The sequence below is a fragment of the Streptomyces sp. MMG1121 genome, assembly GCF_001280015.1.
Taxonomy (GTDB): domain Bacteria; phylum Actinomycetota; class Actinomycetes; order Streptomycetales; family Streptomycetaceae; genus Streptomyces.
Map to the genome: position 1 here is coordinate 15,753 of NZ_LGDV01000107.1, position 26,449 is coordinate 42,201.

Annotated in this window: 25 protein-coding genes; 12 read left to right on the plus strand and 13 right to left on the minus strand. The window is 71.8% G+C overall.

Translation table 11 applies throughout. The features are described 5' to 3' along the window. Nucleotides 1-343: 343 nt before the first annotated feature. From ADK64_RS10550 to ADK64_RS10560, 3 genes are all read right to left on the minus strand, one after another. On the minus strand, nucleotides 344-1,801 hold the full coding sequence (locus ADK64_RS10550) for a catalase (protein WP_053657436.1): 1,458 nt from the start codon (nucleotides 1,799-1,801) through the stop codon (nucleotides 344-346). Between the two features lie 171 nt (nucleotides 1,802-1,972). Beyond that, nucleotides 1,973-2,863, minus strand: coding sequence for a 2-hydroxy-3-oxopropionate reductase (locus tag ADK64_RS10555; protein ID WP_053657438.1), 891 nt, complete (start codon nucleotides 2,861-2,863; stop codon nucleotides 1,973-1,975). A gap of 45 nt (nucleotides 2,864-2,908) precedes the next feature. After that, nucleotides 2,909-3,748 (minus strand): TIM barrel protein, encoded by an 840-nt coding sequence (locus ADK64_RS10560; RefSeq protein WP_053657440.1) that lies wholly within the window; start codon nucleotides 3,746-3,748, stop codon nucleotides 2,909-2,911. 161 nt (nucleotides 3,749-3,909) lie between these two features. On the opposite strand from ADK64_RS10560, the gene ADK64_RS10565 reads away from it, so the two are divergent. The 8 genes from ADK64_RS10565 (at nucleotide 3,910) to ADK64_RS10600 (ending at nucleotide 11,282) form a co-directional block, all read left to right on the plus strand. Further along, a complete protein-coding gene (locus ADK64_RS10565) occupies nucleotides 3,910-4,173 on the plus strand; it encodes a hypothetical protein (protein ID WP_053657442.1) in 264 nt (87 codons plus the stop codon). Then, nucleotides 4,170-4,529 carry a helix-turn-helix domain-containing protein gene (locus tag ADK64_RS10570; RefSeq protein ID WP_053657444.1) on the plus strand — a complete coding sequence of 120 codons (360 nt, stop codon included), beginning with the start codon at nucleotides 4,170-4,172 and terminating at the stop codon, nucleotides 4,527-4,529. The genes ADK64_RS10565 and ADK64_RS10570 overlap by 4 nt, the downstream gene beginning before the upstream one ends. 184 nt (nucleotides 4,530-4,713) lie before the next feature. Further along, nucleotides 4,714-5,226, plus strand: a complete 513-nt coding sequence (gene uraD / locus ADK64_RS10575) for a 2-oxo-4-hydroxy-4-carboxy-5-ureidoimidazoline decarboxylase (protein WP_053657446.1) — start codon at nucleotides 4,714-4,716, stop codon at nucleotides 5,224-5,226. 4 nt (nucleotides 5,227-5,230) lie between these two features. Next, a complete protein-coding gene (gene uraH, locus ADK64_RS10580; RefSeq protein ID WP_053657448.1) occupies nucleotides 5,231-5,623 on the plus strand; it encodes a hydroxyisourate hydrolase in 393 nt (130 codons plus the stop codon). Nucleotides 5,624-5,629: 6 nt separating this feature from the next. After that, nucleotides 5,630-6,553, plus strand: a complete 924-nt coding sequence (gene pucL, locus ADK64_RS10585; RefSeq protein ID WP_053657450.1) for a factor-independent urate hydroxylase — start codon at nucleotides 5,630-5,632, stop codon at nucleotides 6,551-6,553. A 64-nt stretch (nucleotides 6,554-6,617) separates the two neighbouring features. After that, on the plus strand, nucleotides 6,618-8,030 hold the full coding sequence (locus ADK64_RS10590; RefSeq protein ID WP_053657452.1) for a nucleobase:cation symporter-2 family protein: 1,413 nt from the start codon (nucleotides 6,618-6,620) through the stop codon (nucleotides 8,028-8,030). Nucleotides 8,031-8,099: 69 nt separating this feature from the next. After that, nucleotides 8,100-9,485: an 8-oxoguanine deaminase gene (locus ADK64_RS10595; RefSeq protein WP_053657454.1), complete on the plus strand. Its 1,386-nt coding sequence runs from the start codon at nucleotides 8,100-8,102 to the stop codon at nucleotides 9,483-9,485. Nucleotides 9,486-9,914: 429 nt separating this feature from the next. Beyond that, the gene (locus tag ADK64_RS10600) at nucleotides 9,915-11,282 is read left to right on the plus strand and encodes a nucleobase:cation symporter-2 family protein (RefSeq protein WP_107092956.1); all 1,368 of its coding nucleotides are present in this window, start codon (nucleotides 9,915-9,917) and stop codon (nucleotides 11,280-11,282) included. 86 nt (nucleotides 11,283-11,368) lie between these two features. On the opposite strand, the gene ADK64_RS10605 is transcribed toward ADK64_RS10600, so the two are convergent. Then, nucleotides 11,369-12,190 carry an AraC family transcriptional regulator gene (locus ADK64_RS10605; protein WP_053657458.1) on the minus strand — a complete coding sequence of 274 codons (822 nt, stop codon included), beginning with the start codon at nucleotides 12,188-12,190 and terminating at the stop codon, nucleotides 11,369-11,371. Between the two features lie 94 nt (nucleotides 12,191-12,284). Here ADK64_RS10605 and ADK64_RS10610 point away from each other — a divergent pair, with 94 nt between their 5' ends. Beyond that, nucleotides 12,285-13,139 carry an NAD(P)H-binding protein gene (locus tag ADK64_RS10610; RefSeq protein ID WP_053657617.1) on the plus strand — a complete coding sequence of 285 codons (855 nt, stop codon included), beginning with the start codon at nucleotides 12,285-12,287 and terminating at the stop codon, nucleotides 13,137-13,139. 91 nt (nucleotides 13,140-13,230) lie between these two features. Here the strand turns inward: ADK64_RS10610 and ADK64_RS10615 are convergent, their stop codons facing one another. From ADK64_RS10615 to ADK64_RS10640, 6 genes are all read right to left on the minus strand, one after another. After that, on the minus strand, nucleotides 13,231-13,653 hold the full coding sequence (locus ADK64_RS10615; protein WP_053657460.1) for an acyl-CoA thioesterase: 423 nt from the start codon (nucleotides 13,651-13,653) through the stop codon (nucleotides 13,231-13,233). Nucleotides 13,654-13,705: 52 nt separating this feature from the next. Continuing rightward, nucleotides 13,706-14,326, minus strand: a complete 621-nt coding sequence (locus tag ADK64_RS10620; protein WP_053657462.1) for a hypothetical protein — start codon at nucleotides 14,324-14,326, stop codon at nucleotides 13,706-13,708. A 79-nt stretch (nucleotides 14,327-14,405) separates the two neighbouring features. Next, nucleotides 14,406-15,005: a histidine phosphatase family protein gene (locus ADK64_RS10625; RefSeq protein ID WP_053657465.1), complete on the minus strand. Its 600-nt coding sequence runs from the start codon at nucleotides 15,003-15,005 to the stop codon at nucleotides 14,406-14,408. 74 nt (nucleotides 15,006-15,079) lie between these two features. Further along, nucleotides 15,080-15,610 carry a DUF4232 domain-containing protein gene (locus ADK64_RS10630; RefSeq protein WP_053657466.1) on the minus strand — a complete coding sequence of 177 codons (531 nt, stop codon included), beginning with the start codon at nucleotides 15,608-15,610 and terminating at the stop codon, nucleotides 15,080-15,082. Between the two features lie 32 nt (nucleotides 15,611-15,642). Next, nucleotides 15,643-17,460, minus strand: a complete 1,818-nt coding sequence (locus tag ADK64_RS10635; protein WP_234384523.1) for an FG-GAP repeat domain-containing protein — start codon at nucleotides 17,458-17,460, stop codon at nucleotides 15,643-15,645. A gap of 144 nt (nucleotides 17,461-17,604) precedes the next feature. Next, on the minus strand, nucleotides 17,605-18,813 hold the full coding sequence (locus ADK64_RS10640; protein WP_053657469.1) for a pyridoxal phosphate-dependent aminotransferase: 1,209 nt from the start codon (nucleotides 18,811-18,813) through the stop codon (nucleotides 17,605-17,607). Nucleotides 18,814-18,894: 81 nt separating this feature from the next. Here ADK64_RS10640 and ADK64_RS10645 point away from each other — a divergent pair, with 81 nt between their 5' ends. Beyond that, the gene (locus tag ADK64_RS10645) at nucleotides 18,895-19,521 is read left to right on the plus strand and encodes a winged helix-turn-helix transcriptional regulator (RefSeq protein WP_053657471.1); all 627 of its coding nucleotides are present in this window, start codon (nucleotides 18,895-18,897) and stop codon (nucleotides 19,519-19,521) included. A gap of 53 nt (nucleotides 19,522-19,574) precedes the next feature. Here the strand turns inward: ADK64_RS10645 and ADK64_RS10650 are convergent, their stop codons facing one another. Genes ADK64_RS10650 through ADK64_RS10660 form a run of 3 tightly spaced genes read right to left on the minus strand, consistent with a single transcriptional unit; the run spans nucleotide 19,575 to nucleotide 23,191 of the window. Continuing rightward, nucleotides 19,575-20,378, minus strand: coding sequence for a hypothetical protein (locus ADK64_RS10650; protein WP_053657621.1), 804 nt, complete (start codon nucleotides 20,376-20,378; stop codon nucleotides 19,575-19,577). Then, nucleotides 20,378-21,640, minus strand: a complete 1,263-nt coding sequence (locus tag ADK64_RS10655; protein ID WP_053657473.1) for a VWA domain-containing protein — start codon at nucleotides 21,638-21,640, stop codon at nucleotides 20,378-20,380. The genes ADK64_RS10650 and ADK64_RS10655 overlap by 1 nt, the downstream gene beginning before the upstream one ends. Nucleotides 21,641-21,649: 9 nt before the next feature. Continuing rightward, nucleotides 21,650-23,191 carry an IucA/IucC family protein gene (locus tag ADK64_RS10660; protein WP_053657475.1) on the minus strand — a complete coding sequence of 514 codons (1,542 nt, stop codon included), beginning with the start codon at nucleotides 23,189-23,191 and terminating at the stop codon, nucleotides 21,650-21,652. Nucleotides 23,192-23,403: 212 nt separating this feature from the next. On the opposite strand from ADK64_RS10660, the gene ADK64_RS10665 reads away from it, so the two are divergent. Continuing rightward, entirely contained in the window at nucleotides 23,404-24,933 is a 1,530-nt protein-coding gene (locus tag ADK64_RS10665) for an IucA/IucC family protein (RefSeq protein WP_053657623.1), read from the plus strand. A 213-nt stretch (nucleotides 24,934-25,146) separates the two neighbouring features. Beyond that, the gene (trpS, locus tag ADK64_RS10670; protein ID WP_053657477.1) at nucleotides 25,147-26,259 is read left to right on the plus strand and encodes a tryptophan--tRNA ligase; all 1,113 of its coding nucleotides are present in this window, start codon (nucleotides 25,147-25,149) and stop codon (nucleotides 26,257-26,259) included. The last annotated feature ends 190 nt before the right edge of the window (nucleotides 26,260-26,449 follow it).

Consider the following 26,449-nt stretch of genomic DNA (forward strand, 5'->3'; position numbering starts at 1 on the left):
GGGGGCGCCGCAGATACTCCATGGTGTCCGTCCGACGGCGCGAGGCTGGGCGCGACAGGTCGTTCGCGCCGCCGGACGGGGCTGGTGGGGACCCTGTTGCAGGGATCCGGGTGGGGACCGCGGCGGTGTACGACGGACCCGGTTCCCCTTTCCCTCTGGTCGGGAAGGGGAACCGGACCTTCACCACCGCACTGGCTCGCACGCCGCCGCGGTCCTCGCCCTGCCCGCGCCTCCGCCTGGCGACCACCCCTCATCCGGGTCGTCCGGCGTACTGCGCGGGCCGCGTGCGGAGATCCTGACCTCCCGTCAGATTCCGTACGCCGCTGGGGTGTTGCTCTGGCTGTCAGTCCTCGCGCAGGGCGCGGACCGCCTCCTCCACGCGCTTGCCGTAGTCCGGGTCGGCGGCGTGGAAGTGGGCCAGGTTCTTCTCGATCACGTCGTCGCGGGTGACCTGCGAGAGGCCGCCGGCGATGTTCGCGACCAGGCGGGACTTCTCCTCCTCGGACATCAGGCGGTACAGCTCGCCCGCCTGGAAGAAGGCGTCGTCCTTGGTGTGCAGCGGGGCCTCGTGGGTGCCGGTGTGGCCGGAGACCGCCAGCGGGGCCGACAGCGGGCGGCCGGTCTCGGCCGGGCCGTCGTAGGAGTTCGGCTCGTAGTTCTTGGCGCCGCGGCCCTGGGCGTTGGTCGCCATGAGGCCGTCCCGGCCGTAGTTCTGCGCGGTCGTCGCCTTCGGGGCGTTCACGGCCAGCAGGGTGTGGTTGACGCCCAGGCGGTAGCGGTGCGCGTCCGCGTAGGCGAACAGACGGCCCTGGAGCATCTTGTCGGGGGAGGGGCCGATGCCCGGAACGAAGTTGTTCGGGGAGAACGCGGCCTGCTCGACCTCGGCGAAGACGTTGTCCGGGTTGCGGTCGAGGACCAGACGGCCCACGCGCTGCAGCGGGTAGTCCTTGTGCGGCCACACCTTGGTGAGGTCGAACGGGTTGAAGCGGTAGTCCGCCGCCTCGGCCGCCGGCATGATCTGGACGTACAGCGTCCAGGACGGGTGCACCCCGCGCTCGATGGCCTGGAGCAGGTCCGTCTGGTGCGAGTTGGGGTCCTTGCCCACCAGCTCCGCGGCCTGCTCGCTGCTCAGGGAGCGGATGCCCTGGTTCGTCTTGAAGTGGTACTTGACGAAGAAGGCCTCGCCCTGGGCGTTCGTCCACTGGTACGTGTGCGAGCCGTAGCCGTTCATGTGGCGGTACGACGCCGGGATGCCGCGGTCGCCCATCAGCCACGTCACCTGGTGCGTGGCCTCGGGGGCGTGTGCCCAGAAGTCCCAGACGTTGTCCGGCTCCTGCTTGCCCGTGAACGGGTCGCGCTTCTGGGAGTGGATGAAGTCGGGGAACTTGATCGGGTCCTTGATGAAGAACACCGGGGTGTTGTTGCCGACGAGGTCGTAGTTGCCCTCTTCGGTGTAGAACTTCAGCGCGAAGCCGCGCGGGTCGCGGACGGCGTCGGCGCCGCCGAGGGAGTCGGCGACCGTCGAGAAGCGCAGGAACACCTCGGTGCGCTTGCCGATCGCGCTCAGGAAGTCGGCGTGGGTGAAGCCGGTGACGTCGTCCGTCACCTCGAAGTGGCCGTACGCGCCGGAGCCACGGGCGTGCACCACGCGCTCCGGGATGCGCTCGCGGTTGAAGCGCGCGAGCTTCTCCAGGAGGTGCTGGTCCTGGAGCAGGAGCGGGCCGCCGACGCCGGCGGATGCTGAGTTCTGGTTGTCGGCGACCGGGGCGCCGGACTCTGTCGTGAGCACGCGCTTCGACATCGTGGACCTTCCGTGCGGGTGGCAGCGGAAATCTTCTTCCGCTTCGTGGAGCCTAGGAGTGGGGCAATCTGAACGTCAACAGTTTGTTGAAGTTGATTCCGGGCGGCGCCGACGCCTGGGCGCGACAGGACAGGTGTCAGCGCCGGCGCCGCCCGGAAGTCTCGGGGTGCGTCAGATCTGGGCGCCGGAGAGGCGCTCCACGGCCCGCAGCAGGGCCGAGTGGTCCAGGCCGCCGTCGCCCTGGGCGCGCAGCGAGGCGACCAGCTGGGCGACCACGGCGCCGACCGGCAGCGCGGCGCCGACGTTGCGGGCGGCGTCGGTGACGATGCCCATGTCCTTGTGGTGCAGGTCGATGCGGAAGCCCGGCTTGAAGTCGCGGTTCAGGAAGTTGTCCTTCTTGCGCGTCAGCACGGTCGAGCCCGCGAGGCCGCCGTTGAGGACGTCCAGCGCGGCCGCCAGGTCCACGCCCGACTTCTCCAGGAAGACCACGGCCTCGGCGCACGCCTGGATGTTGACGGCGACGATCAGCTGGTTGGCCGCCTTCACGGTCTGGCCGGAGCCGTGCGGGCCGCACAGCACGATGGTCTTGCCGAGGGCGTCGAAGATCGGCTTGGCCTGGGCGAAGTCGGCCTGCTCGCCGCCGACCATGATCGACAGTACGGCCTCGACGGCGCCGGCCTCACCGCCGGACACCGGGGCGTCGAGCACCCGGATGCCCTTGTCCTTGGCCGCGGCGGCCAGGTCCACGGAGGTCTGCGGGGTGATCGAGGACATGTCGATCAGCAGCGCGCCGGACTTCGCGTTCTCCAGGATGCCGGCGGGGCCGTAGGAGATGGCCTCGACCTGCGGGGACGCGGGCACCATCGTGATGACCACGTCGGCGTCGCGCACGGCCTCGGCGATCGAGGAGGCGACCGTACCGCCGGCGGCGGCCAGCCGGTCCAGCTTGTCCTGCTCCAGCGTGAAGCCGGTGACCTGGTAACCCGCCTTGATCAGGTTCTCGGACATGGGGGAGCCCATGATGCCGAGGCCGATCCACGCGATCTTGGGAAGGTTGCTCATGATGGGGGTGCTGCCTCTCTCAACTGCTCTGCAAAGTCGGGGGGTTCAGCGCGCGGGGCGCGCTTCGCGCGGGAGCCACTCGAAGGACTCGGCGCTCGGGCGGTCGCCGGCCTTGTACTCCAGGCCCACCCAGCCGTCGTAACCGGCCTTCGCCAGCTGGTCGAGCAGCTCCTCCAGCGGGAGCGAACCCGTCCCGGGTGCGCCGCGGCCGGGGTTGTCCGCGATCTGGACGTGACCGGTCTTCGCCGCGTACTGCTCGATGACCGACGGCAGGTCCTCGCCGTTCATGGACAGGTGGTACAGGTCCATCAGGAACTTCGCGTTCCCGAGGCCCGTCGCCTCGTTGACCTTGTCCACGATCTCGATCGCCTTGGGCGCGCTCACGATCGGGCACTTCGGCGATTCGGGCTGGTTGAGGGCCTCGATCAGTACGGTCCCGCCGACCCGGCCGACCGCCTGGGCCGCGAGGACCAGGTTCTCCAGGGCGAGCGCGTCCTGCTCGGCCGGGTCCACGCCGTCGACGCGGTTGCCGTACAGGGCGTTGAACGTCGTGCAGCCCAGGGACTGGGCGAAGGTGATGGCCACCTCGATGTTGGCGCGGAACCTTTCCGACTCCTCACCGGGGACCGACAGGGCGCCGCGGTCGGGGCCGGGCAGCTGGCCGGCGTAGAAGTTCAGGCCCGTGAGCTGGACGCCCGCGTCCTCGATCGCCTTCTTCAGGGCGTCGAGCTCGGACTGCTCGGGGGTGGGGGAGTCGACCCAGGGCCACCACAGCTCGACCGCCGTGAAGCCCGCCGCGGCGGCGGCCGCGGGACGCTCCAGGAGCGGGAGTTCCGTGAAGAGGATCGACAGGTTGACGTTGAAGCGCTGGTCTGCGAATCCCATCGGGGGCCGCGCTCCCTTCCGTGGTCGATATTCCGTATTACGGAAGTTGGTTTCTGCTTAATGGAAGATTGCCGTCGGATGTCGGCGCTTGTCAAGGGGGGTCCGTGGCCAAGTCCCCCGCGGCCGCTCCGCGGGACCGCCTCGCGCGTTAGGTTGAGCGCGTGCGATTGAGAGTGGAGTTCACGACCGAACCCTTCGACCTGGACGAGGCGCCCGCGCACGCCCTGGCGGCGCGGGAGGTCATAGAGACGGCAGAACTGGACGCCGTCGACGTCGGCCCGTTCGGCAACACGGCGGAAGGCGGCGCGGACCGTGTCCTGGGCGCCGTGGAAGCGCTGCTCCGCAAGAGCCTGCAGGCCGGTGCCACCCGGATCTCGCTCCAGGTCAACGTGATCGACGACGGCTTCGGGGAGGGTGGTAGATGACCGGGAACGAGCCCTTTATCGCGGCTGTGAAGCCGCTGGTCGACGCCATGGGCGGGGAGATATGCGCGCCCGACGAGGCGGGCCCCGAGGACGTCGTCCTCGCCTGGGAGGGCGTCGACGTCGTCGGCGTACGCCTGCCCCAGCTCGCCGACTCCCTCGACCACATCCTCGCGGCCATGGAGCGCAGGCGGGGGCCGCTGGCCGATCTGGACCGCAGGACCAAGCAGGAGGTCGTACGTACGCTGGAAGCTCGCGGCGCCTTCGCCGTGCGGCACGGCGTGGAGACCGTGGCCGGCGCGCTCGGCGTCAGCCGCTTCACGGTCTACAACTATCTCAACCGGGACAAGGGCGCCTGATCGGCCACCTCGGACAGGGCAAGAGCGCCTGATCGGCCAAGGGGGCGGAGCGGTCGGACCGCCCCCGGAACCGTTCTGCTTGTTACGCGGATTTTTCAACAAAGTGTTGACGTGGCGTTTCCGGGGGCGTTCACTATCGGCAGCCCGTTCAGCACGAAGGCCGTTTCCGGCCACGGAGGCTCCCGTGACGACGACTTCCACGCCCCCGGGCCTGGCTCGGTTCAATCACCTGGAGGAGCGCGAGGCCCGCGCCGCCCTCCACGAGGCGTGTGCCTCCACCGAGTGGGCCCGGCGGCTGTCCGCCGCCCGCCCCTACGCCACCGCGGAGGATCTCTACGCCGCCAGTGACGCCGCCATGGCCGAGCTGACCGCGGGGGACCTCCAGGAGGCGATGGCGGGACATCCGCCGATCGGGCGCCCCAAGCCCGGCGACCCCACCTCCGCCCGCGAGCAGCGCGGCATGGCCGGCGCCTCGGAGGAGCTCAGGACAGAGCTGCTGGAACTCAACCTGGCCTACCAGGAGAAGTTCGGGCATGTGTTCCTGATCTGCGCCACCGGCCGGACCGGCGAGCAGATGCGCGACGCGGTCAAGGAGCGGATCGGGAACTCGCCGGAGCAGGAGCGGGAGATCGTCCGCACCGAGCTGGGCAAGATCAACCGCATCCGACTGGCCCGACTCGTCGAAGAGGACGCCTGACACCATGAGCACCAGCACCACCGCCTCCGTGTCCACGCACATCCTGGACACCTCCATCGGCCGCCCCGCCGACGGTGTCGCCGTCCACCTCTCCGCCCGCGGCGGAAGAGAAGCGGACTGGCAGACGCTCGGCGGCTCGGCGACCGACGCCGACGGCCGGTGTAATGACCTGCCGGCCCTGCCGGAAGGCACCACGCACGTACGGCTCGACTTCGCCGTCGAGGCGTATTTCGAGAAGAAGCAAGCCGATGCGCAGCAGGACGCCCCCGCGAATCGGGACAGCGGTGCCGTGTTCTTCCCCGAGGTGGCGATCACCTTCGCCGTGAAGCCCGGGGAGCACTACCACGTGCCGCTGCTGCTCAACCCGTTCGGCTACTCCGTTTACCGAGGGAGCTAGCAGAAGATGCCCACGATTCTGGGACAGAACCAGTACGGCAAGGCCGAGAACCGAGTCGTAAAGATCACGCGGGACGGCGCCACCCACCACATCAAGGACCTCAACGTCTCCGTCGCTCTGAGCGGTGACATGGAGGAGGTCCACTACTCGGGCTCCAACGCCAACGTCCTGCCGACCGACACCACCAAGAACACGGTGTTCGCGTTCGCCAAGGAGCACGGCATCGAGTCCGCCGAGCAGTTCGGCATCCACCTCGCCCGCCACTTCGTCACCTCGCAGGAGCCGATCAAGACCGCGCGGATCCGGATCGAGGAGTACGCCTGGGAGCGGATCGAGACCTCCGACGCCAACTCCAAGTTCATCGGCGCGGACGAGGTCAAGCACTCGTTCGTGAAGAAGGGCCAGGAGACCCGCGTCACCCAGATCACCTACGACGGTGAGACGTGGGAGGTCGTCTCGGGTCTGAAGGACCTGACGGTGATGAACTCGACCAACTCCGAGTTCTGGGGCTACGTCAAGGACAAGTACACCACCCTCCAGGAGGCGTACGACCGCATCCTGGCGACCTCGGTCTCCGCCCGCTGGCGGTTCAACTGGACCGACGACGAGCAGAAGATGCCCAACTGGGAGAAGTCCTACGAGCAGGTCAAGAAGCACATGCTCCAGGCCTTCGCCGAGACGTACTCCCTCTCCCTGCAGCAGACGCTGTACCAGATGGGCTCTCGGATCATCAACAACCGCGGCGAGATCGACGAGGTCCGCTTCTCGCTGCCGAACAAGCACCACTTCCTCGTCGACCTGGAGCCCTTCGGGCTCAAGAACGACAACGAGGTCTACTTCGCCGCCGACCGGCCCTACGGCCTGATCGAGGCGACCGTCCTGCGGGACGGCTGCGAGCCGAAGATCCCGGTCGATCTGACCAACCTCTGACGCGGGACGCGCGTCCCCGGTCCCGCCGCCCGGACCGGGGACACGCCACACCGGAGGGAACGAAATGGCACAGCCTGCGAAGGGGCCCGACACGGCCCCGTGTTCCACCCAGCCGGTGCACACCGAGGACGCCGTCACGTCCGTGCACCCGGTGGACGAGAAGCTCCACCTGACGCGGCTCGTCCCCGCCGCACTGCAGCACATCGCCGCCATGTACGCGGGCGTTGTCACTCCTCCGCTCATCATCGGCCAGGCCTGCGGACTCGACATCGCGGCCCGCACCCGGCTCATCGCCGCGAGCCTGCTCATCGCGGGCGTCGCGACCATCCTGCAGACCATCGGCGTCAAGGGCTTCGTCGGCAACCGGCTGCCCTTCGTCAACGCCGCCTCCTCCGCGGGCATCGCCCCGATCCTCGCGATCGCCGAGACCAACGACAAGGGGCACCAACTCCCCGCCGTCTACGGCGCGGTGATGGTCGCGGGCGCCTTCTGTCTCGCCGTCGGCCCGTTCTTCGGACGGCTGCTGCGCTTCTTCCCGCCCCTGGTCACCGGCGTCGTCATCACGCTGATCGGCGTCACCCTGATGCCGGTCCCGGTGAGCTGGGCCCAGGGTGGTGACAAGACCGCCCCCGACTTCGGCGCGATGAACCACCTCGCGCTCGCCGGGTTCACCCTCGCCGTCATCCTGCTGATCCAGCGCTTCGGCCGCGGCTTCGTCAAGCAGGTCGCCCTGCTGTTCGGACTGCTCATCGGCACCCTGGCCGCCATCCCGTTCGGCATGGCGGACTTCAGCGCCCTGAAGTCCGCGCCCGTCGCCGCGCTGCCGACTCCGTTCGCCTTCGGCTCGCCCGAGTTCCAGCCCGCGGCCGTCCTGTCGCTGTGCATCGTCATGCTGGTCCTCATGACCGAGTCCAGCGCCGGCATGCTGGCGCTCGGCGAGATCTGCGACCGCCGCACCGACGCGAGGACCATCACCCGCGGTCTGCGCACCGACGGCATCGCCACCCTGATCGGCCCCGTCTTCGGCGGCTTCCCCACCTCCGCCTTCGCCCAGAACGTCGGCGTCGTCTCCCTCACCCGGGTGCGCAGCCGCTACGTCGTCGCCGTCGCCGGCGCCGCCCTGCTCGTCCTGGGTGCCTTCCCGGTCCTCGGCGCGGTCGTCTCGCTGGTCCCCATGCCGGTCCTCGGCGGTGCGGGCATCGTCCTGTTCGGCTCGATCGCCGTCAGCGGCATCCGTACGCTGTCGGAGGCGGGGCTGGACGACAGCTCCAACATCATCCTGGTGGCCGTCGCGCTCGGCGCGGGCATCATCCCGCTGGCCGCGCCGACGTTCTACGCCGAGTTCCCGGCCTGGGCACAGACCGTGCTCGGCTCCGGCATCAGCGCGGGCGCGCTCGCCGCCGTCCTGCTCAATCTGTTCTTCCATCATCTCGGCACCCGGAGCCGCCAACCGGCCCCGGCACTCAAATCCTCCTAGGGTCCTGCCGTGCCCTTCCCGTGGAAACTCCCCGTCCCACGGGCCGCCACTGAAAGACAAGGAAGCACCATGGCGCCATCGGCAGCCCAGCGCATCGTCATCGAGAACTGTGCCATCGCGACCGTGGACGCGGGCGACACCGAGTACGCCTCGGGGCACCTGGTCCTCGCCGACAACCGGATCGAGTCCGTCGGCGCGGGCCAGGCCCCCCGAGGACTGGAGAACGTGGTGCGCCGGATCGACGCGAGCGGCCATCTGGCCACGCCCGGTCTGGTCAACACCCACCACCACTTCTACCAGTGGATCACCCGGGGTCTGGCCACCGACCACAACCTGTTCAACTGGCTCGTCGCGCTCTACCCCACCTGGGCGCGCATCGATGAGCAGATGACCCATGTGGCCGCGCAGGGCTCCCTCGCCATGATGGCCCGCGGCGGCGTCACCACCGCCATGGACCACCACTACGTCTACCCGCACGGCTCCGGCGACCTGTCCGGTTCGATCATCCGGGCCGCCGCCGAGATGGGCGTCCGCTTCACGCTGGCCCGCGGGTCGATGGACCGCAGCGAGAAGGACGGCGGCCTGCCGCCGGACTTCGCCGTCGAGACGCTGGAGGGCGCGCTCGCCGCCACCGAGGAGACCGTCAAGCAGCACCACGACGCCTCCTTCGACGCCATGACCCAGGTGGCGGTCGCCCCGTGCTCGCCGTTCTCCGTCTCCACCGAACTCCTGCGTGAGGGTGCTCAGTTGGCCCGCCGCCTCGGCGTACGGCTGCACACCCACGGCTCGGAGACCGTGGAGGAGGAGAAGTTCTGCCACGAGCTGTTCGGCATGGGCCCGACCGACTACTTCGAGTCCACCGGCTGGCTCGGCGAGGACGTGTGGATGGCGCACTGCGTCCACATGAACGACTCCGACATCGCCGCCTTCGCCCGGACCAAGACCGGTGTCGCGCACTGCCCGTCCTCCAACGCCCGCCTCGCGGCCGGCATCGCCCGCGTCCCCGACATGCTCCGGGCGGGCGTCCCGGTCGGCCTCGGCGTCGACGGCACCGCCTCCAACGAGTCCGGCGAACTCCACACCGAACTGCGCAACGCCCTGCTGATCAACCGCCTCGGCGCCCACCGCGAGGCCGCGCTGAACGCCCGCCAGGCGCTGCGGCTCGGCACGTTCGGCGGCGCCCAGGTGCTCGGCCGCGCCGAGCAGATCGGCTCGCTGGAGGCCGGCAAGCTGGCCGACGTGGTGCTGTGGAAGATGGACACGCTCGCCCACGCCTCCATCGCCGACCCGGTCACCGCGCTGGTCTTCGGCGCGGCGGCGCCGGTCACCGCGTCCTTCGTCAACGGCCGGCAGATCGTGGACAACGACCGCCTGGTCACCGTCGACGAGGACGCCATCGCCCGCTCCACCCGCGAGGAGGCCCAGCGCCTCGCCCGGATCGCCGCTCAGGCCTGATCCACCCCGCACTCCGGCGAGCCGGTCCCGCACTGGACCGGCCCGCCGGGAAACCCGGCGGCCGGCCCCTCGTACGCCCGGCCCGCCGGAAGACTCGGCGGCCGTCCTCGCAGTCGGCCCGCCAAAACGGTTCGTCGGCTGTCCTCGCGGGCGGTCCGCCGAATGGTTCGGCCGTCGCCTCGTCGGACGGCTTGCCGGAAGACTCCGGCCGGGAGGGACGGCTCCCGGCCGGGACCGTGGACCCGAGCGGGGTTCACGGCAGCCGTTCCGGGGTGTGTGTGGACGCACACGCCCCGGAACGGTCACCCCACCACCCCACGCCGCTCGACCGCTCAAGTGCCACCCCCGTCACGGTCCCGCACGACCGCCCGCACCACCTCCATGAAACCCACGTCGAAGACGACGTGTTACCCGTCCGGAGGAGCCGCCGTGACCGCCCATCCTGTCGACGAAAAACTCCCCGCCCTGAAAATGGCGACCAGCGGCCTGCAGCACGTGGCCGCCATGTACGCGGGAGTCGTCGCACCACCCCTGATCGTCGGCGCGGCCGTAGGCCTGTCCGGCACCGACCTGACCTTCCTCACCGGAGCCTGTCTCTTCACCGCCGGGCTCGCCACCTTCCTGCAGACCCTCGGCTTCTGGAAGATCGGCGCCCGACTTCCCTTCGTCAACGGCGTCACCTTCGCCGGCGTCGCCCCCATGACGGCCATCGTCACCTCCGCCAAGGACAAGTCCGACGCCCTGCCGATGATCTTCGGCGCGGTCATCGTCGCGGGCGTCCTCGGCTTCATCGCCGCCCCCTTCTTCAGCAAGGCCGTCCGCTTCTTCCCGCCGGTCGTCACGGGCTCGGTCATCACCCTGATCGGTGTCTCCCTGCTGCCCGTGGCCTTCGGCTGGGCCCAGGGTCCCGACCCCACGGCGAGCGACTACGGTTCGACGACCAACCTCACCCTCGCCGGCGCCACCCTCCTGATCGTCCTGCTGCTGCGCCGCTTCACCCGGGGCTTCGTCAAGCAGATCGCGGTTCTGCTCGGCCTCGTCATCGGCACGCTCATCGCCATACCGTTCGGCGCCACGGACTTCGGCCCCGTCGCCCACGCCGACGTCGTCGGCTTCCCGACCCCGTTCCACTTCGGCGCCCCGACGTTCCACATCGCCGCGATCCTGTCGATGTGCGTGGTGATGGTCGTCTCCATGACGGAGTCGACCGCCGACATGCTCGCCCTCGGCGAGATCGTCGAACGCCCCTCCGACGAGAAGGTCATCGCGGCCGGCCTGCGCGCCGACACCCTCGGCTCGGCGCTCAGCCCGTTCTTCAACGGCTTCATGTGCAGCGCGTTCGCGCAGAACATCGGCCTCGTGGCCATGACGAAGATCCGCAGCCGCTTCGTCGTCGCCGTGGGCGGCGGCTTCCTGGTCCTGATGGGCCTGTGCCCGATGGCCGCCTCGCTCATCGCGGTCGTCCCCCGCCCGGTCCTCGGCGGCGCCGGCGTGGTCCTGTTCGGCTCGGTCGCCGCGAGCGGTATCCAGACCCTCGTCCGGGCCGGCCTGGAGAAGGACAACAACGTCCTGATCGTCGCCGTCTCCCTCGCCGTCGGCATCATCCCGATCACCACGCCGGACTTCTACCACGCCTTCCCGGAGACCGCGAGGATCGTCCTGGACTCGGGCATCTCCACCGGCTGCGTCGCCGCCGTCCTGCTCAACCTCGTCTTCAACCACCTCGGCAGGAGCCAGGACGCCGAGGACGTCACGCACCCGATGGAGGCGGGCCAGGAACTCACGCCCACACACTGAGAAGCGATGCGCCGTCGTGTGCGGCGGGCGGGACCCATGAACCCTCGCCCTCGCCGCGCACGGCGCGCTCACCCGGTACTGCGGCCTCAACCAGCTGTCCGTACCGACCCGCGAGGCGCCGACTGGCAGGGTGTCAGGGCGGGCAGCCGGCCGGTGAAGTACGAACGTGGCGGGACGCCCATCAGGGCGCGGAAGTCGGACGTCATGTGCGACTGGTCGAAGTAGCCCGTGGCGGCGGCGAGTTGGGACCAGGGGGCGTGTCCGGCCCGGGTGAGGACCGTGCGGACGCGGTCGATGCGGGCGTAGTGCTTGGGGGAGACCCCGACGCCCTCGGCGAACAGATTGCGCAACTGCCGTTCGCTGACGGCCAGTTCCCGGGCCACGTCGCGCACCTGCGCCGGCGTCCGATCCGGCCGGACCGACAGCGCGTCGACGCCCGCCCGCACCAGCGCCGTACGGGCCGGGTCCACGACGGCCGACAGCAGCTCGGGGAGTGCCCCGGCGAGGTACGGCACCGCCTCCCGCGGGTCCAGCCGGCCCAGCCCGGCCGCGAGCCGGCGGGGCAGCGCGCCCGGCAGCTCCTCCAACGGGACGGCCCGGCCGACCAGTTCGGCGGCCCGGACACCCAGCAGCGGACGGGCCATGCCCGGCGTCAGACGCAGCTCGACACAGCGGACATGGGTCTTGCCCTCGTGGTACGAGGCCCGCACCTGCGGCCCGCAGGCGAGCACGTCGCGCCGTCCGTCCGCCCCCACCCGCAGCACCACCCTGGTGACCGCGGTGGGCAGGTGCACAAAGGGCTTGTCGGCGGGTTCGGCGAGCGACACGGACAGCGTGCGCACCCCGGCGATCCAGGGGCGCAGGACCTCGGGCGTGGTCAGGGCCTGCTCGGCGATGGCGTTCGGCATCACTCCACGGTAAGTCGCCGCAACTGCTTCCGGGCGGGCGAACCGTGCCGGAATTTCCAAGAGACACCCGCCGCCTCGCGCCATCGTGGACGCCATGATTCTGGTGACGGGTGCCACGGGCACCACCGGCAGTGAAGTCGTACGACAGCTCGCGGCGCGCGGTGCGAAGGTGCGCGCCCTGACCCGTGACCCGGACCGGGCCCGGATGCCCGCGGGCGTGGAGACGGTCCGCGGGGACTACGCCGACCAGGACTCCCTGGCGGCCGCGATGGCGGGCGTGACGGCCGCCTATGTGCTGTGCCCGCCCGGTCCCGGCGCCGCCCACGACCGGGCGATGGTGGCGGCGGCCCGGGCGGCGGGCGTACGGCGGCTGGTGAAGCTCTCCGCCATCGGCATCGACGATCCCGACACGGGCCCGACCCTCGCCTGGCACGGGGAGGGCGAGCGGCTGGTGCGGGAGAGCGGGGCCGAGTGGACGGTCCTGCGGCCGTCGTCGTTCGCCTCGAACACGCTGGCCTGGGCGGAGGCGGTGCGCCGGGGAGAGCCGGTGCCGAACATGACCGCAGACGGGCCGTCGGGTGTGATCGACCCGCGTGACATCGCCGAGGTGGCGGTGCGGGCCCTGCTCGAGGCCGGGCACGCGGGGCGGACGTACACACTGACCGGACCGGCGGCGATCACCGTCCCGGACCAGGTCGCCGTCCTCGCCGAGGTGCTCGGCCGGCCGCTGACCGCCCGCACCCTGACGCTGGACGAGACCCGCGACTTCCTCCGCACCGCCTACGGCATCGCCGAGAGCGGGCTGGAGGGCGTCCTGACCGGTGTCGCCTACCTCCGCGACGGCCACAACGCGACGGTCACCGAGGACGTGCCGGAGGTGCTGGGCCGGCCGGCCAGGACGTTCAAGGAGTGGGCCGAGGACCACAAGGAGGCCTTCGGCACGAGCTGAACGGGCCCGGCGAACGGGTACCTCGCGAAGGCGCGGGCGGCCTACGAGGCCGAGCACCGGCCCGAGTTGCCCGACGCGCGGGCCGCCGGCGCTACAGGCCGAACAGCGCGAGGTCCGTCGTCAGCTCCTTGAACGTCTGCGGCGGGTCGGGGACCAGCTTGCGCTCCTTGAGGTCCATCAGCCCGCCGACGGCGGTGACCTCGGCCGCCAGGGTGCCGTCCGTCTTGCGGATCTCCTGGCGGATGGTGAAGGTCTTGCCGGTGCCCCACTCGAACGCACAGGTCACGTCGACCTCGTCGCCGGCGAGCAGTTCGCGCCGGAAGCGGATCGTCGTCTCCAGCGCCACCGGCCCCACCCCCCGCCCGACGAGCCGGGCCTGGCTGATCCCGGCCGCCTGGAGCAGCGACCAGCGGGCGTGCTCCGCGTAGTTGAGGTACACGGACTGGTTGAGGTGTCCCTGAGTGTCGGTCTCGTAGCCACGGACGGTCACACGGACGGAAAACGGTTCGGCCACTGCTTGCCCTTCTCACGCTCGAAAATCCGGTCGATCGATCCTGGCACGCCGCTCACACCCGGCGTGGCGAGGCCAGCAGATACCGCGCTCTCGTCCGCGGCTCGGTGTACTCGCCCGCCTGCCAGCCCGCGCGCTCCAGCGTGGCCGCACAGGCCGCCAGGGTCTCGGCGTCCGGCGCGTACACGGCAACGGCCTCCGGCTGCGCGGTCGCCCGCACCCGGTAGCCGTCCGCGTCCCCGCCCGCCGGACGGTGCCCGGCCGCCTCCAGGGCGAGTGCGGCGGCCCGCACCAGATGCGTCCGCTCCCAGCCGCACGGCCGGTCCACGGTGCCGTCGGGATGGGTCATCCGGCGCAGCTCCAGCAGCCCCTGCCAGGCGCTGCGCACCTCGCGCAGCCGCGTCGGCCCCGCCGCGGGCGGCTCCTCCTCGCCGCCGACCCGGGCCGCGAACACCCCCGCGGCGGGCTCCGGCTCCGCTGCCGGCTCGGGCACCGCCTCCCGTATCCGATGGCCCGCCGGGGTCAGGAAGTGGTCGTGCGGCGGCCGCGGATGGCGGAACGCCAGCCCCCGCTTCACCAGCGCCGCGAGCTGTGTCTCCGTGCCGCGCAGCCGCCCGGTGACCGGATCGGCGCCATCGATCACCCGCCGCTGTGCGGCACTCGGCGCTCGCGTCACAGCCGTACCCCTTCCGCATCCGCCCCTGCCCTCGCAGAGTACGGCGCGGCTCTGACAACGGGGTGCGGCTGTACGGCCCCTACCCCGGCGGCCGGATGTTCCAGCCCGCCACCACCGGTCGCCCGTGCTCGGTGCCGAGGCGGCACAGGGCGCCCGTGGCCAGCTGGAAGAGGGCCCCGTGCTGGGGCGGCAGGCCCAGGCGGCGGGCGGTGAGGACACGCAGGAAGTGGCCGTGGGCGATCAGCACGACGACCCCCTCGGTGTTGGCGAGAGCGGCGTCGACCTTGCCGAGCATCCGGTCGGCGCGCTCGCCGACCTGCTCCGGGGTCTCGCCCGGATGCTCCGGCGGGCCCGGCGCGACCCCGTCCGTGAACAGGAACCAGCCGGGCCGGCTCCGCTGGATCTCCACGGTGGTCACGCCCTCGTAGCCGCCGTAGTCCCACTCGCGCAGGTCGACGTCGACCCGGGCGTCGTGGACCCCGATGAGTTCGGCGGTCTCCCGGGCCCGCTGGAGCGGGCTGACGAACGCGGCCCCGATCCGGTGCGAGCGGATCAGCGGTACCAGCCGGCGTGCCTCCTCGCGGCCGTGCTCGGTGAGGGGCACGTCGGTCGAGCCGGTGTGCCGTCCGGAGCGCGACCACTCGGTCTCACCGTGCCGGACGAGAAAGAGGTCACTCACGTCTCCACCGTGACACGGACCACCCGCCGCCCGCAGTACGGACTGCGCCGGACGGCGGCCGGTTCCCCGTCCGCTCAGGACCGGTGCGGCGCGGCCAGGGTGATGCTGTCGCCGCAGGCGTCGATCTGCGCGGCCTTTCCGTGGGCGTCCCGGACGGGGACGACGGCGGCGCCGCTGTCGTGCGGTGCCCGGATCACCGCCTCGGGCTGCTGCACGCACCAGCCGCCGGCGCCGTTCGCGCCGCGCGGCGTGTAGCGCAGGTCCACGGTGAGCGATGCCTTCCCGGGCAGGGGAACGGGATCGGGACGGCCGTGTCCGGCGCCCTCGATGCTGTCCGCCTTGCCGTTGTGGATCTCCAGGCCCGGGTAGCCGTCGAACACACAGCTGCCCGGGCCCTTGTTGACGGCCGTCAGCCGGGCGTGGGCCGGGCCGGCGCCCCGGTCGGTGCCGGCCAGCGTCAGGCTCCACCTCAGGGCGGCGGTGCGGCACGGCGTCAGGCCCGCGTCCCGTTTGGAGTCGGTGGTGGTCGTACCGCAGGCCGTCAGGGCCAGGGCGGCGGTGAGGACGGCGAGTGCGCCGGTGGTCGGCCGGTTCGTCGCGCGCATCGTTCCCCCTTCTTCTCTGCGGATGGTGCGGGTCAGGTGCCGGGGTGGACCAGCGTGTTCTCGGTGCCGAGGGCCTTGGTGCCGGTGTCGGCGTACAGCGTGGTCTCGCCGTCGGACCAGCGCACGATCAGGTCGTCGTCCGCGTGGTCGGCCGTGAAGTTCCCGGCGGTCATGACCTGGGCGTGCTGCCAGGTGCCGTTCGGGCCGAGCACCCGGGTCCGGGTGCCGGGCCCGGCGGCCGACGTGCCCGCGTAGGAGTCGAGCGAGCCGTCCGCCCAGCGCACCAGCAGGCCGCCGGCGGCGTTGCCGCCGAAGGTCCCACCGGTCAGCAGGGCGGCCTTGGTCCAGGTGCCGTTCGCCTTGACCAGCTGCTTGGCGGGGCCGAAGCCGCCGGAGCCGACCCCGGTGTACAGGCTCAGGCGGCCGTCCGACCAGCGCACCAGCAGATCGGTGGCGCCCTTGCCGCCGTCGAACTGCCCGGACGTGATCTGTACGGCGTTCTTCCAGGCGGAGCCGGAGGCAGCCATCCGGACCTCCCGGCCCAGGCCGGCGGTGCCGATGCCCGGGTACAGGGTGGCCTCGCCGTCGGACCAGCGCACCAGCAGATCCGGACGCCCGTCGCCGGTGAGGTCGCCGCCGGTGAGCGTGCGGGCGTGGGTCCAGGTGGAGTTGGCCTTCAGCAGCCGCTTCTCGGACCCGAAACCGCCCTTGCCGTTCCCGGGGTACAGGGTCATCCCGCCGTCGGACCAGACGGTCAGCAGGTCGTCCAGGTGGTCGCCGGTGTAGTCGCCCGCGGCCAGCAGCGTGGCCTTGCGCCAGCGCGCCGCGCCGCCCGGGAGCACGTCCTTGAGGCCCTGGTACGGCGGCAGGTCGCCGGGCAGGTCCTGGTTCGCGACCGCGGCGGAGAGCAGGCGCGCGGCGTCGGGGCCGAACGCCGGGGCGTAGCTGATGTAGTCGACGTCGGCGTCGTTGCCGCCGCCGTTGTAGCCGCCGAGGTTGCCGATGACGTGGCCGGTGCGCGCGTCGTCCTTGTAGTCGGTGATCCACGGGCTGCCGGACACCCCGCCGTAGTAACCGCCACAGGTCATCGACAGCTGCCGGTAGCCGGGCAGTTGGCTGGTCGGCACGGTGCACTTCACGGCACGTCCGGCGCTGTTGTTCCTGGCCGAGGGGTAGCCGACGACGGTCACGTTCTTGTTCGTGAAGCCGGACGGCTGGGTGAAGGTCAGTCCGCCGCCGACCGCGTCCTGCAGGCTCTGGCCGCTCTGGTTGGCCGAGACCCGGGCGAACGCGGTGTCCAGGTCGGACGCGGGCTGCTTGGTGGTCGACGACCCCGGATCGGGCACGTACCGGGGGTCGGTGAACAGCCGCTGGATGTGGAAGATGCCGTACGGCTGCTTGTCGGGGCCCGCGCCCTTCGCGAACTTCGGGACGAAGATGTAGTCGCCCTTCATGTTCAGCACGCAGTGGGCCGCGGTGAGGACGACATCGCGCGCCGCGGTGTCCATCACGCTGCCGGTGCAGTGCCAGGTGGTGCCGGCGGGCCCGTCGGACCCGAAGAAGGTTCCCACCAGGCGCGTCCCCGCGAACATCGTGCCCTGCGGCCGGCCCGTCGCGGCGACCGACGGCCCCGGCCCGGCCGGTGCCGTGCGCGCGCCGTCCAGCGGCCGGGCGTCGGCCATGCGGCCGGCGGTCCAGAACCGGGCGGCGTCCTGGGCCTCCCGCCCGGCGGCGGGCGACGGCGGCGTGGGCGACGTGCTGGTACCGGCCTGTGCCGCGGGAGCCGCGCCCCCGACCGCCGTAAGACACACAACGGCGACGGTCGCCCGGCGCATATGGTACGAGAGCAACGGAGCTTCCCCCTGGTCTGATCGGTCCGGACCGAGGGGAACAGCGCTGCGGCGCTGGTCGGGTGCGTGTGCAGGAGCCCCCCGGGTCGTGCCGGGTGATCTTCGCACGAACACCCGGAGACGCGCACGTACGTACGAAATGGGCTACTGCCGATACCCGCCGAGGAAGCGCCCGATGCGCCCGATCGCCGCCTCCAGGTCCTCCGCGTGCGGCAGGGTGAGGATGCGGAAGTGGTCGGGGGAGGGCCAGTTGAAGCCCGTGCCCTGGACCACCTGGATCTTCTCGCGCAGCAGCAGGTCCAGGACGAACTTCTCGTCGTCGTGGATCTTGTGCACTTTCGGGTCGATGCGCGGGAACGCGTACAGCGCGCCCTTGGGCTTCACGCAGGAGACACCGGGGATCTCGTTGAGCTTCTCCCACGCCGTGGTGCGCTGCTCGTACAACCGGCCGCCGGGCAGCGTCAGTTCGCGGATGGACTGGCGGCCGCCGAGCGCGGCCTGGATGGCGTACTGGGCGGGGGCGTTGGCGCACAGACGCATGGAGGCCAGCATGGTCAGGCCCTCCAGATAGTTCTTCGCGTGCTGCTTCGGCCCGGTCACGACGAGCCAGCCGGAGCGGAAGCCCGCCACCCGGTACGTCTTCGACAGGCCGCAGAAGGTGAGGACGACCAGGTCGGGGGCGAGGGCGGCGGCCGAGTGGTGCACGGCGTCGTCGTACAGGATCTGGTCGTAGATCTCGTCGGCGAACACCATCAGGCCGTGCCGGCGGGCGAGGTCCAGGATGCCCTCGACGACCTCCTTCGGATACACCGCGCCCGTGGGGTTGTTCGGGTTGATGATGACCACGGCCTTGGTCCGGTCCGTGATCTTCGAGGCCAGGTCGGCCAGGTCGGGGTTCCAGTCGGCCTGTTCGTCGCACAGGTAGTGCACGGCCTTGCCGCCGGCCAGTGTCGTCACGGCCGTCCAGAGCGGGAAGTCCGGTGCGGGGATGAGGATTTCGTCGCCGTCCTCGACCAGAGCGGTCACGGCCATGGAGACCAGCTCCGAGACGCCGTTGCCGAGGAACACGTCGTCGACGTCCACCTCCAGGCCCAGGTTCTGGTAGCGCTGCGCGACCGACCGGCGGGCGGAGAGGATGCCGCGCGAGTCGGTGTAGCCGTGCGCCCGGGGCAGCATCCGGATCATGTCCTGGAGGATCTCCTCCGGCGCCTCGAAGCCGAAGGCCGCGGGGTTGCCGGTGTTCAGGCGCAGCACGCTGTGCCCCGCTTCCTCCAGCGCGTTGGCGTGCTCGATCACCGGGCCGCGGATCTCGTAACAGACCTCGCTGAGCTTGTTCGACTGCCGGAACTCCATGGACCCCTCCGGAAACTCGTGTTGCTTGGTTTTACCAAGTGTGAGCTTGGAAAGTCCAACAACGTGTCTAGACTGCGTCGCATGTCACCACGCCGAAGCTACGACCAGTACTGTTCCGCAGCCCGCGCCCTCGACCTCGTCGGCGACCGCTGGACCCTGCTGATCGTCCGGGAACTGCTGGCCGGCCCCCGCCGCTACACGGACCTGCACGCGGACCTGCCCGGCGTGAGCACGGACGTACTCGCCTCCCGGCTGAAGGACATGGAACGCGACGGCCTCACCACCCGCCGCCGCCTGCCGCCGCCCGGCGCGGCCTTCGTGTACGAACTCACTGGCCGTGGGCGGGAGTTGCTTCCAGTGATCCAGGCGCTGGGCGCCTGGGGCGCGGCCGAACTGGGCGAACGCCGCCCGACCGACGCGGTCCGCGCCCACTGGTTCGCGCTGCCCTTGCTGCGCGCCCTGGAGGGGGAAGGGCTGGTCGAAGTCGGGCTGGAGGAGGGCGAGTTCCATCTGCGGCTCGGCGCGCAGGAGGGCCCGGTGTACGGCGACGGACCCGCGCCCGTCGAGGCGGACGCGCGACTGGTGATGGACGCGGCGACCTGCGAGGCGGTGGCGCGGGAGCAGCTGAGCCTCACGGACGCGGTACGGGGCGGGCGGGTGACGGTGACGGGGGAGAGCACGTTGACGAAGACGCTGCGGGAGAACTGAGCGCACACGGCAAAAAAGAAGGCCCGCTGGTAGGCGGGCCTTCAGCACGGTGGTCAGACGCCCGGCGGCACCCGGGACGGCCGTCCCGACCCCCGCGTCAGCGCGTACCCGCCGATGCCGGCGAGAGCCGCCAGCACGGCGCCCACAGCGGTCCACACCCAGCGGTCGGACCACCAGCCGGAGGACCAGCCGTCGTGCGAACCGAAGCTGGACAGCACCGCCGCCTTCGAACCGTCCTTCTGCTCCGCGGACTTGACGGCGATACCGGGAACGAGCGGCTTGGCCAGCGAACCGTCCACAGCCGCCGCCCCGCCGATGTCCTTGGAGTCGGCCCGCACCTCGGCGCTCACCGGCTGCCCGAGGTCGGAGGCGCCCAGGTCCACCACGGTCAGCCGGACGTAGTAAGTGCCCGGCAGCGGGTCGTCGGCCCACGGCTCCGACCAGCCCCGCACCGTGCGCAGCACACACGCCAGCCCGACCTGCGAGGCGTCCTGCGCGGCGGTACGGGTGTTGGCGCCGTACTGGCAGGCCTGCCGGCGCCGCAGCCCGTCGTAGACGTCGAGCTGCCAGGTCTGCGAGCCGTGCGTCTGCGGGAGCTTCACGGTCGCCTTGACGGTGGGCCGTTGGCCGACGTCGGCGGGGAAGGACCAGTACAGGTAGTCACCGGTGGAGCCGGACGCGGTGGCCGACTGACCCTGCTCGATCTCCGCCGCCGTACGGAAGGAGGTGCCCGCCCGGGTCGGCGTCGAGCCGTCGGACGAGGCGCTCGGCGAAGGGCTCGGGGTGTCGGCGGCGGCCGGCCCGGCGGCCAGGCCCAGCGCCAGCAGCGCGCCGCCCAGAACACGTGTGATCCGCATCAGTTCGTCCTCCAGACCGCGACCCGCCAGCGCGACAGCCAGCCCCACAGCAGACCCGCCACGAACCCGATCAGCACCAGGGTGCCCAGCAGCCACCAGCCGCGCCCGAGCCCGAAGGCGGCCACGTCGTGATGTCCCGACGGCCCGTCCACGACGTCGACGGTCAGCTCGATCGGCAGACCGGGCGTCGTCTTGACCCCCGCGGCGGCCGAGAACGAGTGGCTGACCTGCAGACACACGGTCTCCGCGGGCGCGTTGTCGTCATCGCTGTCCGGCTTCGGATAGCGCAGCCCGGTGGAGACGACGTCCGTACGGCCGGTGCCGGCGGCCTCGCCGCGCACGATCTCCCGTCCATGGACCGTCACCGCCCGCAGCAACACCCCGTACCCGGGGTTCACGGCGCGGTCGTCGGCCACGCTCACCGAGGCGCGCAGCTCCTGGCCGGGCCTGACGTCGACCTTGTACCAGCGCTGCTGCCCGAACCCGGCACGGTCGGTGTACAGACCGGACTTGAGCGCCGGCGCGTTCGTGCACTGGGCGCCGCCCTCGGTGGCCACCGGGGTCACCACCGGATCGGCCGCCCGGTCGACCAACTGCCCGACCCGGCTGCTGAGTTCTTCCTTGTGCCGTACGTCGGTGTAGGTGCCGCCGGTCGCGTCCGCGATGCAGCTGAGCTGGTCACGGGTCTTGGCGTCCGGCACCAGGCCGAGGGTGTCGATGGTCAGCCCGATGCCCTTGGCGGCTATCTCGCGGGCCACCTCGCACGGGTCGAGCGGCTGACAGGTGTCCTCGCCGTCGCTGATCAGGACGATACGGTGCGTTCCGCTGCCGCCGTTCAGATCGTCCGCCGCCTTCAGCAGCGCGGGCCCGATCGGCGTCCAGCCGGTGGGCTGGAGCGTGGCCACCGCGGTCTTCGCGTCGGTCCGGTTCAGCGGGCCGACCGGGTAGAGCTGCGCGGTGTCCTTGCAGCCCTCCTTGCGGTCGTTGCCGCGGTAGTTGGCGCCGAGCGTGCGGATTCCGAGCTGGACCTCCTGCGGAGTCGCGTCCAGCACCTCGTTGAACGCCTGCTTCGCCGCGGCCATCCGGGAACCGCCGTCGATGTCCCGCGCGCTCATGGAACCGCTGACGTCCAGCACGAGTTCGACCTTCGGGGCGGTCGCCTGCGTCTCGTCGGCGGCGGCCCCGCCGGGAAACGCGATCCCGGCCGCCAGGGCGGCGAGCAGAGCGCAGACTCCCGCCGCCAGCCGTTGTCTTCTGATCATCGCCGGATCCTATTGATCAGAGGCTCCGGGCTCCAAAACGAGCGGGTTCGGCAGCGACGTCCACTGGTCCCCGGACGCCTGCGGGGACAGCCGCATCAGGGTCAACGCCTTGACCGGCACGGGTGCTTCGCGCAGGGCCGACAGGTCGGGGGTGGGCGGAAGGTGCGGGACGGCGGCGGTCAGGGCCGCCGCGAGGGGCGCGGCCGAGCCCGCCGTGGCGGCCAGGGCGCCCGCCACCAGGGAGCCGAACAGCTTGCGGCGCAAGGTGGTTTCGTCGTCCGTGACGAGACGTCCGGTGAGCGGGGGCGGGGTGATGCCGTGCCGGGTCAGCCGGGCGGGGCTGATCCTGATGTCGGCCAGGTCGCGGTAGACCAGCCGCCGGGGAGTGCCGTCGGCCGCCAGGATCACCAGCAGGTTCTGGCCGTGCGCCTCCAGGGCCACACCGAGGTCGAGCAGGCGCAGGCCCACCCTGAGCGCCAGTCGGGCGAACGCGGCCAGCCAGTCGGGGGAGTCCGGCAGACCGGTGAGGGCAAGCGCGGCCACCGGCAGGACCTGCTCGCCCGGACCCGCGTACACCTCGGGAGACTCCCGCAGCAGCGCCGCCAGACCGGGCGAACCGGCCGTCACCGCGCCCAGCGTGCGGGTGATGTGCAGCAGGCCTTCGCCGTGCGCCACCAGCTGTTCGGCCAGGTCGTTGAGCGGCCCGGCGGACCGGATCGAATACGCGGAGATGTCCCGCACCGACGACGTCAGACGGGTGCTCAGCGCTGTCTTCACATGCGGGCCGCCGGGCAGCGCCAACGTCCGCAGGGAGAGCAGGGGATGGGCAGGCAGCCAGGCGTCGGCGGGGCGGTCGAGGACGTGGGCGGCCTGCCAGGGGTGCACGGGGACCAGGAGCTGCCGACCGTCCCGCAGCTCCGCCGGCCAGTCGCCGCCCACCAGGCACGCGGCCGCCGGCACCGGTACCGTCCCCAGCTCCACCACCGGCCGGTGCTCCGGGCCGTACGCCAGCTGCTCAGCGACCGAGAAACCGGGCCGGGAACGACAGTTGGGGTGGTACGGGTGCCCGTCGGTGACCCGCTGCTCCCACTCCCAGTCCCTGCCCCGGCCTTCGGCCGGAGGAACCCCCACGGGCCACTCCTTCGGGTGATCCGCGTCGGCCCGGGACAGCGCCAACGAGGCCGTGCTGTGCGCCAGTTCGGCAGCGAACGCGTCGGCGTGCGGCACCGCGAGCGCGGTCATCAGGGCGGCCGCATCGACGTGCCGGTCCCGGCCGAGGCGGACGCCGGTGACGTACGCGCTCGTGGCGTACGGATCCGCGTGCGGCCCGTACAGCGTCCGGCCGTCGGCCAGCCGCAGGGCCAGGCTGTGCGCCCCGCGCACCCGGCCGGTGATCCACGGCAGCGGCTCATGGGCCAGCGCCCGCCACAGACGGGTCAGCACGGCGGCGCGGGCGCCCGGCAGTTCCGCCGAGTACCGGGGCAGCAGGGCGGGCCGCACGGCGGCCAGCTCCTGTGCGATCTCGGCCTCGGCGGCGGGGGAACGGTGCACGGTCGGCTCCTCGGGTACGCGGGGCACGGGCCAGAGGCACGATTGTGAGGTACGACAGACATACTGATCGCGACCGGCTCCCGGACGCACCCCGCGGCGGACCGAGGGCCTCCGGGACCGGCGGGAAATCCCCGTCGGCCGCACGCCCGGCAGGCCACCGCGGGACAATGGACGACGTGGACGACGTGTTCGGCCCCCAGGACGAAGAACGAATGGATCGCGTGGACCTCACACCCCCCACCGATGCCGTCGGCCGCCGCGCCGACGCGTACGCGGCCGCGCCCCTGCTCAACTGTCTGCTGCGCGAGGTGGCCGAGCCGCTCCCCGGCCCGGACCCGGACCCGGCCGAGGCCCCCGGCCCCGGTCACCACCGGGTCCACCGGCTGCCGAGCGGCCGGCTGCTGCGGGTACGGGCCGGGCGGCGCCCCGCAGACCCCGAGGTCCGCGCGGCCGGGATCTGGCACCCCCTCGGCCATACCGAACTGGTCAAACTGGTCGCCGAGGAGCTGCGCCGGCGCACCGGGCTGCCCGGCGGCGACCTGCCCGCCGAGATGGTCGACAGCCGGGACGCGGTCGCCGCGCTGCTCACCGCCCGCGCCGGGGCGACCGCACCCGCCGACCCCTATCTGCGCTCCGAGCAGTCCCTGATCACCGGCCACCCCTACCACCCGGCCCCCAAGGCGCGCGGCGGCGGCCCGGTCGCGTCCTGGCTGCCGTACGCCCCCGAGGCGTACGCCCGCTTCCCGCTCGTGCTGCTCGGCGTCCGCGAGGACCAGGTCGCCGAGGAGGGCGACACCCGGGCCCTGGACGCCCTCGGCACCGCCCCGCCCGGCTACCGGCTGCTGCCCGCCCATCCCTGGCAGCTCGACCTGGTCGCCCGCGAGCTCGCCCCGGCCTTCGCCGACGGCCGTCTGGTCCGGCTCGGCGTCACCGCCTTCGACGCCTGGCCGACGGCCGCGATCCGCACGGTCTACGCACCCCGGCGCGACCTCTTCCTGAAGTTCAGCCTGGATGCGCGGATCACCAACGACATCCGCCGCCTGTGGCGCCACGACCTGCGGCGACTGCGCCGTACCGACACAGCCGCCGGGCGCGCCTTCGCGGCCATGGGCCCGCCCGCGGCCTGGCTGAGCGACCGCGGCTACCGTACGGCCGCCTTCGCCTTCGAGGAACTGGCGGTGCTCGTCCGCGACGGTCTGCGCGGCCACCTCCCGCCCGGCGCCACCCCGCTGCTCGCGGCCGGACTCGCCGAGGGCTTCGACGGCAGCCCGCTGGCCGCCGCGGCCGATCCGGCCGCCTGGTGGGAGGCGTATCTGCGCCAGGTCGTGCCGCCCGCCCTCACGGCGTTCGACGCCCACGGGGTCGTCGTCGAGGCCCATCTGCAGAACACGCTCGTCGCCGTGGACGCGGCCGGCACCCCCGTGCAGGCGCTGTTCCGGGACGCCGAGGGCGTCAAGCTGCTGCCGGACGTGTCCCGCGCCGCGGGCTGGGAGCGGCTGGTGTACTGCCTGGTGGTGAACCACCTCACCGAGATCGCCGCGGCCCTCGCCGAGCACCACCCCGGCCTCGACCCCTGGCCCGCCGCCCGCCGCGAACTCGCCCGGCACGCCCTGCCCGAGATCCCCGCCCTGCTCGCCTCGCGCACGCTGCCCGGCAAGACCAACCTGCTGCTGCGCTGGACAGGCGCGGACGGCGCGGACGCCCGCTATCTGCCCCTGCCGAACCCGCTCGCGGGCGGCTGACCCGCCCGGGCCCGGCGATCTGCCGACGCTCGGGCGGGCCGGACGTTATGCTGTGCGCATGCATCTTTCGTCATGTCTGAGCTGGTGGCGCTCCGGTTAGGAGCGGCCGACTCGCGTGCATGACCGGGCCGTTCGGAAGGACGGCCCTTCTGCGTCCCCCTGGACCAGGGCCCGTGCCATTCTGACGGCGAGACCGACCCACCAGGAGACGTTGTGAACACCACGCCCCAGGCCGTTGGCCCCGACGCCACTGCCGCAGGTCCCTCCGCCGACTCGCTCGGGACCTCCGCCGCGCAGGCCCGCAGTGCGGTGCTGGAGGAACTGATCCTCAAGGACCCCGGACGATTCCGCATGCTGACGGGCGACCGCCCCACCGGCCGCCTGCACCTGGGACACTACTTCGGCACGCTGCACAACCGCGTCCGGCTCCAGGACCTCGGCGTCGAGACGTTCGTGATCATCGCGGACTACCAGGTCCTGACCGACCGCGACGTGGCGGACAACCTGACCGGGCACGTCGAGGACCTCGTACTGGACTACCTCGCCATCGGCGTGGACCCGGCGCGCAGCACGATCTTCACGCACAGCGCCATCCCCGCCCTCAACCAGCTGATGCTGCCCTTCCTCAGCCTCGTCTCCGTCGCCGAACTGGGCCGCAACCCCACGGTCAAGGACGAGATCGCCCACTCGCGCCAGTCCGCGGTGAGCGGCCTGATGTTCACCTACCCCGTCCACCAGGCCGCCGACATCCTCTTCTGCAAGGGCAACCTGGTGCCGGTCGGCCAGGACCAGCTCCCGCACCTCGAGGTCACCCGCACCATCGCCCGTCGCTTCAACGACCGCTACGGCAACGGCACTCCGGTCTTCCCCCAGCCCGACGCCCTGCTCTCCAACGCACCGCTCCTGCTCGGCACGGACGGCACCAAGATGAGCAAGAGCCGCCGCAACGCCATCACCCTGGCCTCCGACGCCGACGAGACGGCCCGGCTGCTCAAGGGCGCCAAGACGGACTCCGAGCGGCACATCACCTACGACCCGGAGCACCGCCCCGAGGTGTCCTCCCTGCTCCTGCTGGCGGCCCTCTGCCAGAACCGGACCCCCGAGGACGTGGCCGCCGGCATCGGCTCCGCGGGCGCCGCCGCGCTGAAGAAGACCGTGACCGAGGCGGTCAACGAGTATCTGGCGCCGATCAGGGCCCGCCGCACCGAGTACGCACAGGACCGCGCCTACCTGCAGCGGACGCTGCGCGAGGGCAACGAGCGCGCCAGGGCCGTGGCCGACGCCACGCTCGCCGAGGTGCGGGCCGCGATGAACAGCCACTACTGACGCGCCCGCGCCACCCCGGCCCGGTCCCGTACGTCACGGGGCCGGGCCTCTTCGTGTGCGCTCCCCACAGAAACGCCTCACAAACGGTCCAGGACCCCTCGAGAGCGATCCAGGAACCCTCGAGAACGATTCGAGGTCCCCGGGACACCCTCGTTTGAGGTCAGCTCGACCGTGGTTCAGCTGGGGAGGC